Here is a 15,753-nt window from a genome sequence, read left to right on the forward strand (position 1 = left end):
TCACTAATAGCAATGCGGTGCCAGCAGGCGAAGGTATACAAAGCTACTTCGCTAATGCTACTGCTTATACCTGTTCTTCTTACCGCTACCTTCTTTTAAGCAAATAGCTCACGCAGGTATAGGTATAGGTATAAAATAAAAGAGCCCGCAGTAAATGCGGGCTCTTTACATTATTAGAAAACAGGATAAATGATTAGTCTACATTGTCATGCAGGAAGCGGTTATCGCCTAATATCTCGTTATCGTCGTTCAGGTTGAAACGGGATATGTTGCGCTCAGAAGAGTGTGCTACCGAGTCGAGTGCCACATTGCGACGCAGGTAAGCTGGCACGTCCATCTTCTCCTTCATCGCTTCGCTTGTCGTCATGTCGGCGCTAAGCATTTTCAGGCGCTCGCGGCGCTCAATAGCCTTCTGACGCATTAGCTCACGCTCTGCCTCTAGGCGTTTCGCCTCACGTGTGGCATAGTCTTCTTGCTGCTGCGGTGCTCCGAACCCGTTGCTGTACTCTTGTGTGGTAGAGCCTTCCAGGTTAAACACACGGCGTTGCGGCTGCTGCTGTACCGGTTGCTGTGGCTGTGGAGCCTGCGGCTGCTGATACTGCTGTGGCTGCGGCGCTTGCGGCTGAACAGGTTGCTGTTGCGGCTGTTCTACCACCGGGCGGCGAATCTCGAACTGCTGCTGCACAGGCTGTGGCGGCTGCGGTGTAGCCACAGGTGCCACTACTGGCTCCGGCACAAAGTTTACCATTTTAGGCTGCTCTGGCTTGGCTGGCTCTGCTACTTCAATTTTTTTTTGGCTCTCCAGATCAAAAACCGTTTTTTTTGGCTCGATGATCGCCTCAGCTGTGCTCGCGAAACCAGTAGCAATTACCGTTACACGGATGCTCTGACCCAAAGATGAGTCGATGCCGTGGCCGAAGATCACCTCTGCCTCCTGACCAGCTTTGTCCTGGATGTATTCCGTAATCTCGGTCAGTTCATCCATCTCCAGTTCCGCCTGATCACCAGACATAATGGAAAGAAGGATTTTCTGAGCACCGTGGATGTCGGTGTTGTTCAGCAATGGAGAAGAAAGCGCCTCTTCAGCGGCACGGAGGGCACGGCCTTCACCTTCTGTCGTTGCAGAACCCATCACTGCAGCGCCAGAGTCTTTCATAACCGTCTTCACGTCTTCGAAGTCAACGTTGATTTCGGCTGTTACGGTAATGATTTCAGCAATAGATTTAGCAGCTGTGGTGAGCACGTTGTCAGCCTTCGCAAAAGCCTCACGGATGGCCAGGTTACCGAACATCTCGCGCAGCTTGTCGTTGAGGATCACCAGGATCGTGTCGCAGTTCTCGCTCAGTTCCTTGATACCATTCTCAGCAGCCAACTTCTTCTTTCTGCCTTCGAAGGCGAAAGGAGCCGTTACGATACCTACGGTCAGGATACCCAGTTCTTTGGCGACTTTAGCAATGACAGGTGCAGCACCTGTACCTGTACCACCGCCCATACCGGCAGTGATAAACACCATTTTGGTATCGTTGCTGAGCAACTCGCGAATCTCCTCTTTGCTTTCAAGGGCAGCGTGCTTTCCTTTTTCGGGGTTAGCGCCGGCACCCAGACCTTCGGTCAGGTTTAAACCGATCTGAAGTTTGTTGGGTACGCTGCTGCTTTTCAAGGCTTGCATATCCGTGTTGCAGATCACGAACTCTACATCCTTGATGCCCTGGCCATACATGAAGTTTACCGCGTTGCTGCCTCCACCTCCGACGCCAATCACCTTAATGATGGACTTGCCGCTTGCCGGCAGGTCAAAACTGTACATTGATGTCATGCTAAAATCTCCTGCTATTATGGGTTTCTAATAATTTTGCTTCTAACTAATCGATATCATCCGACAGAAGACCTTTGATTCTGTCGAGGAATCCTTTACTGCCGCTGTTTTCTTTGCTGGCTGTTTTGGTTACTACTTTGTTGAATACTTCCTGCTGCTGCACTTCCACATGCTTCTCTGCGCGCTGATCAAGCGACTGGTAGCCGGCCAACACCAAGCCAACACCCGTTGCGTGCATCGGGCTCTTCACGGCATCAATCTTGGATTTGCCCAGGTGCTCGTTCGGGTAGCCAATGCGGGTATCCATGCCCGTGATGTATTCTACCAACTGCACCAGGTTCTGCAATTGGGCGCCACCGCCCGTAATTACAATACCGGCAGCCAGGCTGTTGCTATATCCTGATCTTACGATCTCGGAATAGATCAACTCTACGATCTCCTCCATTCTGGCCTCTATTATATAAGCCAGGTTTTTCAGGGAAATTTCTTTCGGTGTACGGTCGCGCAGGCCAGGTATAGAAACGATCTCGTTTTCAGAAGCCTCGTCGGCAATCGCCTTTCCGAACTTCACTTTCAGCTGCTCGGCCTGGTTCTGCATCACCATGCATCCTTGCTTAATGTCGGATGTGATGATATTGCCCCCGAAAGGAAGAACTGCTGTATGACGGATAATATTGTCTTTGAAGATGGCAAGGTCCGTTGTGCCACCGCCAATGTCGACCAGTGCCACGCCTGCTTCCTTCTCCTCATCGCTCAGCACCGACATGCTCGAAGCAAGCGGCTCCAGGATCAGGTTGTCAATCTCCAGACCGGCACGGGCGATGCATTTGTTAATGTTGCTGATCGCGTTGGACTGCGCGGTGATGATGTGGAAGTTACCCTCCAGGCGCACACCCGACATGCCCACCGGATCGATAATTCCTTCTTCGTAGTCTACTTTGTATTCTTGCGGCATCACGTGGATGATCTCACTGCCCGGAGGAGTTACCAACCGGTACATATCGTTCGTCAGACGATTCACATCATCTACCGTAATCTCATCGTCGGTCATCTGACGCGTGATACTGCCATTGTGCTGCAAACTTTTAATGTGCTGGCCGGCAATGCCCACGTTCACCACCTTGATGTTGATGCTCGCCTGATCTTCGGCCTGCTGAACGGCTTTTCTGATCGCTTCCACGGTTTTGTCGATATTGCTCACAATACCGCGTACTACCCCTTCCGAAATGGCTTTACCCATCCCCAGGATCTCCAGCTTCCCATACTCATTCTTCCGACCAACAAGTGCGCAAACTTTGGTTGTGCCGATGTCCAAGCCTACTACTATTTTGTCGTTCTGCATATGCTGTATATGTTATTCACAAATAATCTGATCTTCGTATTCCACATTGACTCTCTTATATTTATCCCAGCCCATCACGGGTAGTACTTCTTTATAAAAGACCATCAACTTTTTAAATTTCTGCTCCGCTTCGTCCGGTTTTCCAAACTCAATGGTGTGCTCCCCTACCTGTGGCAGGAAAGATACTCGGCCCTTCTCATCGATATGCATCTGGGCTAACTGGGCTTTCCAAAACTGATCGGTTTCAATGAAACGCAGCAAGGAAAGATAGGCTTGGCCAGTAGAGTCCTGGAAGAAATCCCTCCCAAACGGTCTGCTGGACTGGGTCTTCGTAATGGGTATTACACGAGCGGTATATCGGTCGGAAAGAGGCAGCATATTGCCCTCTGCGTCGATGTAGACATCCTGATCTGGTCGTATAATTCTAGCTATAGGCCTGTTTTGTTTTATGCTTACTTGTATGTTTCCGTCCAACGCCTTAAACACCTCCGCTTCTTTCACGAAGCTATGCGCTTCGATGCGCTTTTCAAGGTTTTTCAGATCTATTTGCTGGTTCGGTAAACCCTCTAATTTTCGTTCGCCCTCACGGGTGAGAAGATCTCTTACTTCTTCTTCCCCAATAAAGTAATTGTTGTACTCATTATCAATAATTATTGAAACTTTCTCACACTTTTTTTCATTTTGGCGAGAGGAAGCAAAACCTGCAAGCGCAGCAATTGTGAGCACGCTACAACATGCAAAAATTAAAGATTTTATTTTACTATTCAAGCCCATTTCAGTTATTTTCTAAAATATTTTTTATAGGCTTCACTAATGTGTCAATATCACCGGCACCAACAGTTGTCAGCACCTCAAAATCAGCGTTTTCTGCAAAATACGTCACCACATCTTCTTTATGCAAGAGACATTTTTTTGGACCGTTTACAAGCTCCAAAATCATTTCTGAAGTTACGCCTTCAATTGGCTTTTCCCGTGCTGGGTATATGTCCAACAGAATCAGTTCATCAGCTGCGCTCAGACTTTGTGCAAATTCAACCGCGAAGTCGCGGGTGCGGCTGTACAAATGCGGTTGAAAGACCACCGTCAGCTTTTTATCTGGGTAAATGGCACGCAAAGATGTCAGGAACGCATCAATCTCTTTCGGGTGGTGCGCATAGTCGTCGATGTATACCTTGCCCTGCCCTTCATACACCACTTCGAAGCGGCGCTTCACGCCTCTGTAACTCGCCAGCGCATCCCGCAATTTGTCTTCTGACACGCCCATAATCTGGCCTGCGATCAACGCGGCCAGCGCATTCTCCACATTGTGGTACCCGGGCAAAGCCAGCATCAGACGGGCTATGTTACCGAAGGGTGTTTCAGCGTCAAAACAAAAGCTGTATCCCTGTATGTCAAGCTGTTGCACATGACCTTCGCCTTCATTCAAACCGTATCGAATCACCTGCACGCCAGCCTGTACTTTCTCAAGCAAGCGCGGGTCAACGGCGCTATGCAAAATCAGGTAACCGCCTGACTTTACCTGACTGATGAACTTCTGAAACGTACGAATCAGTTCCTCTTTGTCGCCATAAATATCCAGGTGATCGGGATCAGCCGAAGTCACGATGGCGATGTCTGGGTATAGCGTCAGGAAAGAACGGTCGTACTCATCGGCCTCTACCACAATGGTCTCCTTCTCTGCCGTACCTTTGCCTATTAGAAGGTTCGAGTTCAGGTTGGTGGCAATCCCTCCAAGGAAAGCCGAACAATCTACGCCGCCTTCGTGCAGCAAATGCGTCACGATGGAGGAAGTCGTCGTTTTGCCATGCGTTCCGGCCACGGCCACGGTATAAGCCGAACCCGTGATAATGCCTAATACCTCGGAGCGCTTCTTGATGGTATAGCCTTGCGCTTTCAGGTAGGCCCACTCCGTGTGCTCGGCAGGTATAGCCGGCGTGAGCACCACTAAAGTGGTCTCCTTATTCTCCAGTATTTCTCGCGGCAACTGGTTTACATTATCTTCATAATGTACCCGAATGCCCTCCTGCTCCAGCGCTTCGGTGAGTGGGGTGCGCGTTTTATCGTAGCCCCATACCGGAAGCTTCCGGGCATTGAACCAGCGGGCGATGGCGCTCATGCCGATGCCGCCGATACCCAGGAAATAGATATAGCTATAATCTTCCAGTCTCACTTGATCAACTTTAACAGTTCGTTTACAATATCGACAGCGGCATTTGGCCGCGCCAATTTCAGTATGTTCTGCGACAGACGATGCCGCTCTGCTTCATTTCCGGCCAGCTCCAAAGCGGCAGGTATAAGTTTCTGCTGTGCTTCGGCGTCACGTACCAGCAGGGCGGCCTGCTCCTGCACCAGCGACATGGCGTTTTTGGTCTGGTGGTCTTCGGCCACATTCGGAGAAGGCACCAAAATGCTTGGCTTTCCGGCCAGACACAGCTCCGAAATCGAAAGTGCACCGGCTCTGGAGACCACCACATCGGCGGCTGCATAAGCCAGATCCATCTGCCGGATGAAATCGAAGGCCCGTATACCTGCATCAGCAAAAGGCTTCTCCAGTTCCTGCGCCTGCGGATAAAACGCTCTGCCCGTCTGCCAGATCAGTTGATAACCTGCATCTGCGATTTGTTGCAGCCCTGCAGCTATACTTTGATTTATGGTTCTGGCACCAAGGCTTCCGCCTATTACCAATATGGTTTTCTTCTCAGAAGTCAGTCCGAAGTGCAGCAAGGCCTCGCGGCGCTTGCCTTCGAGCTCCATGATGTCTTTTCGAACGGGGTTGCCTGTCAGCGCCAGCTTTTCAGCCGGGAAGAAGGCGTCCATGTTGTTGTAGGCAACGCAAATCTTTTGCACCCGCTTAGCCAACAGCTTGTTGGTGATGCCGGCATAAGAATTCTGTTCCTGTACAAGTGCCGGTATCTTTTTAGCGGTTGCCGCATACAGCAACGGACCGCTCGCATAACCGCCTACTCCTACCACGGCATCCGGCTTAAAATCACGGATGATTTTGTTAGACATCCGGATACTGGAGATCACTTTCCAGGGGAAAGAGAGGTTTTCCAGTGTGAGACGACGCTGCAATCCGCTGATCCAGAGGCCCACGATCTTGTAACCCGCTTCCGGCACGCGTGTCATTTCCATACGCCCAATCGCTCCCACAAACAGGATCTCCGCATCAGGGTGCAACACCTTGATCTGGTTGGCAATGGCAATGGCCGGGTAAATGTGCCCGCCGGTGCCACCACCGCTGATGATGAAGCGATATGGACGCTGCGAGTTAGGCATTGGCCGTCACTTTAGCGGTTGTACCCAGTGTTTCCTCCGCTTTCACGGTGCGGCTCACGCTCAGGATGATCCCGATCGATATACCTGTGAAGATCAGCGAGGTACCACCCATACTCAGGAGCGGCAATGGCAGACCCGTGATCGGACCAAGCCCAACGGCCACGCCCATGTTGATCATCCCTTGCAGCACTAAACTGAAACTCAGGCCGGCTGCCAGCAAACCGCCAAAGGCCCCGTTACTTTTCGTGACCGTGACCAGTCCACGGTAGAGCAGGGCAAGGTATAGGAAGAGCACTAACACACCTCCCATCAATCCATATTCTTCCAGTATGATCGCATAGATAAAGTCAGAGTAAGGGTGCGGCAGGATATCGCGCTGGTCGCTGTTGCCGGGGCCTTTGCCCACCACGCCGCCTGTTGCAATGGCGATGTAGGACTGCTCCAACTGGAAAGCTGTTTCGGACTCATCAAAGAATGCCTCTACCCTGCTGATGGCCGTGCCCAGACGCTGACCGGCTGCCAAACCCACGCCTCCTAACATGGCACCAGCCACTACAAAAGCAGCCAGCGATTTCATTGGCACGCGACCGATGAACATCAACAAGAGGCTGGTCATGAACAGCAAAACAGCTGTTGAAGTGTTCGTCAAAGCGATCAGGGCACAAATGAAGCCCGTCCAGGCGAAAATCGGCAGTAAGTTGCGCTTCCAGTCGTCTAGGTTGTTCTGCTTCTTCGAAAGCATACTGGCCAGATAGGAAATCAGGGCCAGTTTCGCCAAATCCGAAGGCTGGAAGGTCTGGTTGATCACCGGAATGGTAATCCAGCGGGACGCTTCGTTGATGTTCGAACCGAAAAAGAAGGTATAGAGCAATAGCGGCACCGACAGGATAAGCGCCACCAACGACAATCGGGAATAGTAGCGGTAATCGATCTTGTGGGCCAGCCACATGAAGGCCAGACCGATGAAAATCAGCGAAGAGTGCTTGAAGAGGAAGTACTCCGTGTTACCGTCTTTTTGCTTGTACGCCAAGGTACCGGTAGCCGAATACACGACTGCCATGCTGATAAGCGAGAACATCAGCACGATGCCCCAAAGCACCGCGTCCCCTTTCAGGTTCCGCTGTAACCACTGCTTGATCATATTACCTTTGGCTAAAAATTAAAAATCTTACTTTTTCAAAACTATCTTCTCCACGGCCTCCCTGAAGCGCTGCCCCCGGTGCTCGTAATTGTTGAACAAATCAAAACTCGCGCAGGCCGGCGACAACAGTACCACATCACCCGGTGTGGAAAGTAATTTGCCCATGCGCACGGCGTACTCGATGGAAGTGGTCTCCACCACAACCGGCACAATGCGGCCGAATGCTTCCTTCAGCTTGTCATTGTCCTTTCCCAGACAAACCAGCACTTTCACTTTCTCTTTGGCCAGCTCGGTCAGTACACTGTAGTCGTTACCTTTGTCTACACCACCCGCGATCCAGATGATCGGCTGCCTTATACCCTCCAGAGCATAGTACACGGCTTCCACGTTGGTCGCTTTCGAGTCGTTGATGTAAGTGACTTCTCTTGAGACCGTGATCACCTGCAAGCGGTGCTCGGCATTTTCAAAAGTTTCCAGCCCTTTTTCAATCTGGCTGTCCTCTACACCCATCAGCTTGGCGACCGCCACAGCGGCCATGGTGTTGTACTGGTTGTGCTTGCCGATCAGGGCAGAGCGCGAAGCGTCAATGTCGCCTTCAAAGAATTTGACGTTGACCTTTACATGCGTCCCTTCACATAGTACTTTCGTACCTGCCGCTCCTTGGAGCGAGAATGGGATTGTGGTTCCGCCAAAAGACGCAGAATCGAACGCATTACGGATAATATCATCATCGTTGTTGTAGATAAAGTAGTCCGCGCCGCTCATGTTCTGCGCAATGCGCAACTTCGAGGCGGCGTACTTGTTTAAGTCATAGCCATACCTGTCTAAGTGGTCTGGCGTAATATTTAACAGTACTCCAATATGTGCTTTAAACTGGTACATGTTGTCGAGCTGAAAACTGCTCAGCTCCACCACGTAGTACTCGTGTTTATTGTCAATAACTTTCTCAGCCAGACTCTCGCCGATGTTACCGGCCAGTCCTACGTTGATACCAGCGCTCTTCAGCAAGTGGTAAGTCAGCAAAGTGGTCGTGGTCTTACCGTTAGTACCCGTAATGCAAATAAACTTCGCGTCGGTATAGCGGCCGGCAAACTCTATTTCGGAGATCACCGGAATTCCCTTTTGAGTCGCTTCCTGAATGATGGCTGCCTTATCTGGTATACCCGGGCTTTTCACGATCTCGTTGGCGGCCAGTATGCGCTCAAAGGTATGCGTGCCCTCTTCGTAAGGTATAGCCGCTGTTGCCAACTTGGCCTTGTATGCCTCCTTGATCTGCCCCATGTCCGAAACAAACACGTCAAGCCCCTTTGCCTTTGCCAGCAATGCCGCTCCTACGCCACTTTCTCCCGCTCCGAGTATCGCTAGTTTCATCGTTTGTTTTCGTTAGGTTTTAGCGCAGTTTCAGGGTTGCCAATGTCAAAATCGCCAGCATGATGCCCACAATCCAGAAGCGCGAAACGATCTTGGACTCGTGGTAGCCGTTTTTTTGGTAGTGGTGGTGCAGTGGCGACATCTTAAAGATGCGTCGGCCCTCCCCGTATTTCTTTTTGGTATACTTAAAGTAGCTCACCTGCAGCATTACCGACAGGTTCTCGATCAGGAAAATGCCGCACAGGATCGGAATCAGCAATTCTTTGCGCACGATCAGGGCCATCACCGCGATGATACCGCCAATGGCCAGACTGCCCGTGTCACCCATGAACACCTGCGCCGGATAAGAGTTATACCATAGGAAACCCACACAGGCTCCCACAAAGGCCAGCGCAAAAATGGTCAGCTCACCCGAGTTCGGGATGAACATGATGTCGAGGTAGTCCGCGAAAATGGTGTTACCGGATACCCATGCAAAGATCGCCAGCGTGAGGCCAATGATGGCTGAAGTGCCAGCCGCCAGACCGTCGATACCATCGGTGATGTTAGCACCGTTGGACACGGCCGTGATCACCAGAATCACGAACGGGATGTACAGGTAGCACGACCAGTCTGCGAAAAGCGGACCCGCGAAAGAGAACAGATTGCAGTAATCGAGCTCGTTATTTTTGCGGAAAGGAATGGTCGTAATCATGGATTTGATGTCTACCCACTTGCTCGTGGCGTTCACAGCGGAGGTAGAGCCATCAGTGAAAATGTACTGTCTTACGACAACATCGTCACTAAAGTATAGGGTCAAACCCACAATAATTCCTAAGCCAATCTGACCCAGCACCTTAAATTTTCCGGCTAGTCCCTCTTTGTTCTTTTTGAACACTTTGATGTAGTCATCCAGAAAGCCGATTAGCCCCAACCAGATAGTTGAAACGATCATCAACAGCACGTAAATATTGTCCAGACGGGCGAACAGAAGCGTCGGTACGAGGATGGCCAACAGGATGATCAGACCACCCATAGTTGGGGTGCCTTTCTTCTCCATCTGGCCCTCTAGCCCGAGGTCGCGGATACTTTCGCCTACTTGCTTGCGCTGCAAAATCTTAATCAGTCGTCCGCCAAACATCATCGCAATCAGCAAGGATGTTAGCGTTGCCATACCCGCCCTGAACGAGATGTACTGGAATACACCCGCCCCTAATAGGTCGTACTCACGGTCAAGGTATGTAAAGAGGTGGTAAAGCATTTAATCAGTAATCGTTTCCTTTGGTCTTTCTTAAGTTTGTCTTATTTGCCAAGCTGTTGCAGGGCTTCCTGCAGCACTTGTTTATCGTCAAATGGGTATTTCACGCCTTTGATCTCCTGATAGGTTTCGTGGCCCTTGCCCGCTACCAGAATGATGTCACCTTTGCCGGCCAGCATACAGGCCGTGCGAATGGCTTCTCTCCTGTCGAGCACGCTCAGTGTCTTCTTGAAGTCGAGTGGCTTCACCCCTTTCTGCATGTCTTCAAGGATGGCCTGCGGCTCTTCGAAGCGCGGATTGTCGGAGGTCAGGATCACCTTGTCGCTCAGGCGGCAGGCGATGTCAGCCATCACCGGGCGCTTTCCTGCGTCGCGGTTGCCGCCACAGCCAACTACTGTTATCACCGTCTGCAGCGGCGTACGGATTTGCTGGATCGTATTCAACACATTCTCCAGCGCGTCCGGCGTATGGGCATAGTCCACTATACCTGTTATCTGCTCTGTCTCCGACACGATGTAGTCGAAACGACCTGCCGCTGTATCCAGACTCGAGAGAATGGTGAGCGTTTCCATCGGATCTTCCTCCAGCAACACGGCCACGCCGTAGGCACCCAGCAAGTTGTAGGCGTTGAAAGCGCCGATCAGCTTCGCCCAGATCTCGTGACCGTCTATCTCCAGGTGCAGGCCCTGCAGTGTGTTGTCGATCAGGCGGGCTTTGAAGTCAGTTACCTTACGCAGCGAGAAATAGCGTACCTCTGCTTTGGTGTTCTGCACCATTACCGGACCACGCTTGTCGTCGGCATTGATCAGGGCAAAAGCACTGGCCGGTAGCATATCAAAGAAAGATTTCTTCGCTTTGATGTACTCGTCGAAGGTGCCGTGGTAGTCAAGGTGGTCGTGCGTGATGTTGGTGAACACACCGCCGGCGAAGGTGATACCTGCCACCCGTTGCTGCACCATCGCATGCGAACTCACTTCCATGAAAGCGTATGCACAGCCCGCTTTCACCATCTTGTCCAGCAAAGCGTTCAGCGACACGGCGTCCGGTGTGGTATGCGTCGACGGGATCACCTCCTCGTCGATCTGGTTCTGCACCGTGGAGATCATGCCCACATGGTAGCCCAGTTCGCGGAAGAGCTTGTGCAGCAAAGTCACCGAAGTGGTTTTGCCGTTCGTACCCGTCACGCCCACCAGTTTCAGTTTGCGGGACGGATGGCCGTAAAACGCAGAAGCCATCAAACCAAGGGCCTGACCGCTGTTTTTTACTTTGATATAGGTAACCCCACTTGCCAGTTCTGCCGGCAACTCCTCACACACAATGGCAACGGCCTTCGCCCCCGCGGCTTTCGCCATGAAGTCGTGTCCGTCTACCTGCACACCGCGCATGGCCACGAACAGCACCCCTGGCTGTACCTGGCGCGAGTCGAAGGTTATCGACTCAACCTGCACATCCAGCGGGCCGTGGCTTTCCAGCACGGTAACGTCTTTCAATATGTCCTGCAGTAACTGCATTAGCTCAATACAATCGTAATCTTTGTTTCCTTGTTAATTTCAGTGCCCGGCTGCACCGACTGGCGCATTACCCGTTTACCAACACCCTCCACACTCACTTTCAGATGTTGATTGCCCAAAATGTATAGGGCGTCGCGCAGCGTCATCCCGGTCACATCCGGCACCTGACCGCCCCTTACCGGGTTTGGTTCAAACTTTAGTGAGCGCATTTGCGGCGTTACGCGCACCCACTCGTCATCGCTTGTGGCGGTGGAGTGGTTGCTCACGCCGATCTTGTTCAGGATCAGTCCCAGATCATCCAGGCTGCCGGCTTTCACCTGTGGCAGACTGTCCTTGTTCGGCACCACTCTAGCACGCAGCGGCTGGTGCATGGCCAGATCGCGGGCATAGGCTTTGTCAGCCACTTCCTTAAACACCGGTGCGGCCACATCGCCACCGTAAACGTTTACCCCTCTCGGGCTATCGATGATCACTATGCAGCTGTACTTCGGGTTGTCGGCCGGAAAATAGCCTGCAAACGAGGTTGAATATAGCCTCACATACTTGCCGTCCTTCACCTTTCGGGCAGTTCCTGTCTTGCCGGCCACTTTATAGTCGGCGCTGCGCAGATTTTTCGCTGTACCGTTCTGAATCACACCCTCGAGCATTGTGCGCACTTTCTTGATCGACTCCTCAGAGGCAATCCGCTCGTTCAGTACTCGCGTCTGAAAGGTCTGAATCACCTGATCAGCACGGCGAATCTCCTTCACAATGATTGGCTGCACTTTCACGCCGTTGTTGGCGATGGCATTATAAAAGGCCAGCGTCTGCAGCGGGGCCAGCTTCATCTCGTAGCCTATCGACATGGAGGTAAGCGAAGTGCCGTACCAGGTTCTGTCGCTGGTGTTCTTGATATAGGGCCTTGCCTCGCCATCCATCTGGAAACCCAGCGTGCTGCTCAGGCCGAACTTGTGCAGGTAGTCTACAAAAGCCTGCTGGTTGTCACCGAAGTTTTCCTGTATCAGCTTCGCTATACCTATGTTCGAAGATTTCTCAAACACCTCCTGTGTCGTGAGTTTGCCGTAACCACCGATTTTCACGTCGGTCATGGTCGTGTTTTTAATGCGGTAGCGGCCGTCGCCTGTGTCCACGGTATCGGTCAGTTGCACGTCGGAGTGCTCGAACAAAGCCAGCATCGAGGCCAGCTTAAAGGTAGAACCCGGCTCCGTACGTCCCTGGTTACCAACCGCATAGTTATAGTCTTCTATGTAACCACCCTTGGTTTTGCCGAGGTTGGCGATTGCCTTGATCTCCCCTGTCTTCACCTCCATCAGAATCACGCAACCGTAGTCGGCGTTCTTCTCCACCAGCGCCTTATAAAGGGCGTTCTCCGCCACGTCCTGCAGGTTGATGTCGATGGTGGTCTTGATGTCGTACCCGTTTAGCGGGGCCACTTCCGTGCCATCGTAAATCGGTTTGCTGCCGCCCGCTATACGCTCAAAAAGGGCCTCCCCGTCGGTGCCCGCCAAGTCGCCGTTGAAGCTATACTCCAGTCCGGCGCCATTTTTATCCTCGTTAATAAACCCGATTGTTCGCTCGGCCAGCATGCCGAAGGGCTTAAATCGTTTCTCCACTTTCTCGAAGATGACACCGCCTTTGTTTTTGCCCTCTCGGAAGATCGGCCAGCCCGCCATCAGCTTTTTCTCCTGGTAGTTTATCTGGCGACTGTTCAGTCGGATGTACCTGCGGCCAGCATGTCGTGCGTTCTTGATCTTGCGGCGGTAATGCTCTGCCGACTGGTCTTTGTAAAAGCGCGATAGCAGCAAAGCCAGCGAGTCTATACCCCTATTGAACGTCTCTGTCTGGGCAATGGCTGGGTCAAAGGCCACACGGTAAAACGGCAATGACGTGGCCAATATGCTCTCGTTGTCGGAGTAGATATTGCCACGGGTAGCCGGCACAGGCTGATAGCGAATACGGCGCTCTTTCGAAATCTCTTTCCACTTCGTGCCATCGAGCACCTGTATCTGTACAATTTTGTACACGATAGCACATGCAAAAAGGCAGACCAGTAAAAACACGATCCGCACCCGCAACACTATGGATTTCTTAATATTCATCTGCCGCTACTTCTACTTGATAAGGTGGAGATGAACTTTCAACAAGGCCGATGGGGGCTACGCTGCGCGCTACCTCCGACTGCTTGCTGGCACTCATATAATCCGACTTCAGGGTGGTGTAATCCGCCCGAAGGTCTTCCGTCTCAATTTTGATCTTGGCTATTTTACGAATCGTCTTCTCGGCGTAGTGGGTGTTACCAATGTAGAAGAGCACGATCCCTGTCAGGAAGAGCACGTGCGGCAGATACCTGGTAGGCACGCCCTCCTGGAACAGAAAATCAACGTTCGTATACCTGTCCAGCAGCTGAAACAGGCTGAAACCTTTCTTCTTTGCCTTTACCTCCGGCTTTACCTCTTCCGCTGGTTGCACGCGTGGCGTGTTCCCCTTGGGTGCGGCAGCTGTCTTAGTCATCAGGTTAGGAGCCATAGTGGAATGTTGGTATGCTACGCTGTTGATTGATTCTGTTTTTCTATTTTTTCATTCGCTATCTCTTCTCTGCGATTCTGAGTTTGGCACTGCGGGAGCGGCTGTTTTCGAGCAACTCCTGTTCTGAGGCCGTTATCGGCTTGCGGTTAACGGCGTCGAGCGGCTTCTTTTCGTTTCCGAAGAGGTCTTTCTCCACTTCCCCGAAGAACTTGCCTTTGGCTATAAAATTCTTCACCAGCCGGTCTTCAAGGGAGTGGTAAGACATCACCACCAATCGTCCGCCAGGCTTCAGCACCTCGGCCGCTTGCTCCAGCATTTCCTCGAGCGCCTTCAGCTCATCGTTTACTTCTATGCGCAGTGCCTGAAACACTTGCGCCAGGTATTTGTTCTCCTTCCCTCGCGGGGTGCAGGAGCTGATGGCTTGTTTAAACTCCCCGATCGTCTCGATCGGCTTGCGGGCCCGTTGAGAAACAATTACCCCGGCCAGCGTCTTGGCGTTTTTCACCTCGCCGTAAATGCCGAAGATCTTGTGCAGCTGCTCCTGGCTGTAGGTATTCACCACCTCGCTTGCCGGTATACCTGACTCCGGGTCCATGCGCATGTCCAGCGGACCGTCGAAGCGGGTCGAAAAACCACGCTCGGCTTCGTCGAACTGGTGTGACGATACGCCCAGATCAGCCAGAATGCCGTCTACTTCTTTCACGCGGTACAGGCGCAGGTACTTTTTCAGGTCGCGGAAGTTGGCACGCACAAATGTAAACGCAGGGCTATCAATCTTTTTCGACTGCTCCTCGGCGTCGCGGTCCTGGTCAAACGAGTAAAGCTGGCCCGTTGTCAGCTTGCTGGCGATTACCTTGGAGTGACCGCCGCCTCCAAACGTCACATCCACATACACGCCGTCTGGTTTAATTTCCAGTGCGTCTATGCATTCCTGCAGCATAACCGGTCTGTGGTACTCCATTAAATCAAAGGCGCTTCCGCCGGTTTATCTCCTAAAAACTTCTCGGCCAGTTGCGAGAAACTCTGCTGGTCCTTGATCAGGAAGTCTTCATACCTGTCCGGGTTCCAGATCTCCACGCGATTTCCCAGTCCCACCACAATGGCTTCTTTCTCCAGATCGGCGAAGCGGGCCATGGTGCGGGGCACGATGAAACGGCCGGTGCCGTCCAGCTCGATCTCCGTGTTGCCACGGAAGAAGTTGCGCTGAAACTGGCGGTACTCCTCGTTAAACTCATTCAGACCTGCCACCTTGTCGTAAATCGTCTTCCACTCCGATTTCGGGTAGAGCACCAGGCAAGGTTCGAAACCCCTCGTCAGCACGACATGATTGCCAGACGCCTCCGGCAGGTTGGCTTTTATCTTTGCAGGTAAAACCAACCTTCCCTTTGGATCAATCTTGCATTCGTATTCGCCAGACAGGAAGTTCATGTATATGACAGTTTGGTCCGTGTAGTTTTTCGGAGTATACAAATGTAACGATTCAACAAAATACAGCAACCACAATCTCCCACTTTTTACCACTTTGTGGAT

At 51.9% G+C, this 15,753-nt stretch carries 13 protein-coding genes; all 13 read right to left on the minus strand.

The features are described from left to right. Positions 1–193: 193 nt before the first annotated feature. The gene (ftsZ, locus tag BD749_RS06265) at positions 194–1,816 is read right to left on the minus strand and encodes a cell division protein FtsZ (RefSeq protein ID WP_101443465.1); all 1,623 of its coding nucleotides are present in this window, start codon (positions 1,814–1,816) and stop codon (positions 194–196) included. 46 nt (positions 1,817–1,862) lie between these two features. After that, positions 1,863–3,158, minus strand: coding sequence for a cell division protein FtsA (gene ftsA, locus BD749_RS06270; protein WP_101443466.1), 1,296 nt, complete (start codon positions 3,156–3,158; stop codon positions 1,863–1,865). A 12-nt stretch (positions 3,159–3,170) separates the two neighbouring features. Next, positions 3,171–3,932, minus strand: a complete 762-nt coding sequence (locus BD749_RS06275; RefSeq protein ID WP_101443467.1) for a cell division protein FtsQ/DivIB — start codon at positions 3,930–3,932, stop codon at positions 3,171–3,173. A gap of 1 nt (position 3,933) precedes the next feature. Further along, on the minus strand, positions 3,934–5,328 hold the full coding sequence (gene murC / locus BD749_RS06280) for a UDP-N-acetylmuramate--L-alanine ligase (RefSeq protein ID WP_101443468.1): 1,395 nt from the start codon (positions 5,326–5,328) through the stop codon (positions 3,934–3,936). Further along, complete coding sequence (gene murG / locus BD749_RS06285; RefSeq protein ID WP_101443469.1) at positions 5,325–6,437, minus strand: undecaprenyldiphospho-muramoylpentapeptide beta-N-acetylglucosaminyltransferase; 1,113 nt, start codon at positions 6,435–6,437, stop codon at positions 5,325–5,327. The genes murC and murG overlap by 4 nt, the downstream gene beginning before the upstream one ends. Beyond that, a complete protein-coding gene (locus BD749_RS06290; RefSeq protein ID WP_101443470.1) occupies positions 6,430–7,578 on the minus strand; it encodes an FtsW/RodA/SpoVE family cell cycle protein in 1,149 nt (382 codons plus the stop codon). The genes murG and BD749_RS06290 overlap by 8 nt, the downstream gene beginning before the upstream one ends. 27 nt (positions 7,579–7,605) lie before the next feature. Then, positions 7,606–8,949 (minus strand): UDP-N-acetylmuramoyl-L-alanine--D-glutamate ligase, encoded by a 1,344-nt coding sequence (gene murD / locus BD749_RS06295; protein WP_101443471.1) that lies wholly within the window; start codon positions 8,947–8,949, stop codon positions 7,606–7,608. 19 nt (positions 8,950–8,968) lie between these two features. Then, complete coding sequence (gene mraY, locus BD749_RS06300; RefSeq protein ID WP_007652469.1) at positions 8,969–10,189, minus strand: phospho-N-acetylmuramoyl-pentapeptide-transferase; 1,221 nt, start codon at positions 10,187–10,189, stop codon at positions 8,969–8,971. A gap of 41 nt (positions 10,190–10,230) precedes the next feature. Beyond that, entirely contained in the window at positions 10,231–11,697 is a 1,467-nt protein-coding gene (locus BD749_RS06305) for a UDP-N-acetylmuramoyl-L-alanyl-D-glutamate--2,6-diaminopimelate ligase (protein WP_101443472.1), read from the minus strand. Then, positions 11,697–13,796: a penicillin-binding protein gene (locus BD749_RS06310; RefSeq protein WP_101443473.1), complete on the minus strand. Its 2,100-nt coding sequence runs from the start codon at positions 13,794–13,796 to the stop codon at positions 11,697–11,699. Before BD749_RS06310 ends, BD749_RS06305 begins: the two co-directional genes overlap by 1 nt. Beyond that, entirely contained in the window at positions 13,786–14,208 is a 423-nt protein-coding gene (locus BD749_RS06315) for an FtsL-like putative cell division protein (RefSeq protein WP_317046340.1), read from the minus strand. The genes BD749_RS06310 and BD749_RS06315 overlap by 11 nt, the downstream gene beginning before the upstream one ends. A 73-nt stretch (positions 14,209–14,281) precedes the next feature. Next, positions 14,282–15,184: a 16S rRNA (cytosine(1402)-N(4))-methyltransferase RsmH gene (gene rsmH, locus BD749_RS06320; RefSeq protein ID WP_101443475.1), complete on the minus strand. Its 903-nt coding sequence runs from the start codon at positions 15,182–15,184 to the stop codon at positions 14,282–14,284. Continuing rightward, the gene (gene mraZ / locus BD749_RS06325; RefSeq protein WP_076422535.1) at positions 15,184–15,651 is read right to left on the minus strand and encodes a division/cell wall cluster transcriptional repressor MraZ; all 468 of its coding nucleotides are present in this window, start codon (positions 15,649–15,651) and stop codon (positions 15,184–15,186) included. The genes rsmH and mraZ overlap by 1 nt, the downstream gene beginning before the upstream one ends. Positions 15,652–15,753: the final 102 nt, after the last annotated feature.

The sequence above is a fragment of the Pontibacter ramchanderi genome (assembly GCF_002846395.1).
In the GTDB taxonomy this organism is placed as follows: domain Bacteria; phylum Bacteroidota; class Bacteroidia; order Cytophagales; family Hymenobacteraceae; genus Pontibacter; species Pontibacter ramchanderi.

Bases quoted from the DNA above. Each gene is read 5' to 3' on its own strand.
- ftsZ (WP_101443465.1), bottom strand. From the start codon at position 1,816: ATGACATCAATGTACAGTTTTGACCTGCCGGCAAGCGGCAAGTCCATC.
- ftsA (WP_101443466.1), bottom strand. From the start codon at position 3,158: ATGCAGAACGACAAAATAGTAGTAGGCTTGGACATCGGCACAACCAAA.
- BD749_RS06275 (WP_101443467.1), bottom strand. From the start codon at position 3,932: ATGGGCTTGAATAGTAAAATAAAATCTTTAATTTTTGCATGTTGTAGC.
- murG (WP_101443469.1), bottom strand. From the start codon at position 6,437: ATGCCTAACTCGCAGCGTCCATATCGCTTCATCATCAGCGGTGGTGGC.
- BD749_RS06290 (WP_101443470.1), bottom strand. From the start codon at position 7,578: ATGATCAAGCAGTGGTTACAGCGGAACCTGAAAGGGGACGCGGTGCTT.
- murD (WP_101443471.1), bottom strand. From the start codon at position 8,949: ATGAAACTAGCGATACTCGGAGCGGGAGAAAGTGGCGTAGGAGCGGCA.
- mraY (WP_007652469.1), bottom strand. From the start codon at position 10,189: ATGCTTTACCACCTCTTTACATACCTTGACCGTGAGTACGACCTATTA.
- BD749_RS06305 (WP_101443472.1), bottom strand. From the start codon at position 11,697: ATGCAGTTACTGCAGGACATATTGAAAGACGTTACCGTGCTGGAAAGC.
- BD749_RS06310 (WP_101443473.1), bottom strand. From the start codon at position 13,796: ATGAATATTAAGAAATCCATAGTGTTGCGGGTGCGGATCGTGTTTTTA.
- BD749_RS06315 (WP_317046340.1), bottom strand. From the start codon at position 14,208: ATGACTAAGACAGCTGCCGCACCCAAGGGGAACACGCCACGCGTGCAA.
- rsmH (WP_101443475.1), bottom strand. From the start codon at position 15,184: ATGGAGTACCACAGACCGGTTATGCTGCAGGAATGCATAGACGCACTG.
- mraZ (WP_076422535.1), bottom strand. From the start codon at position 15,651: ATGAACTTCCTGTCTGGCGAATACGAATGCAAGATTGATCCAAAGGGA.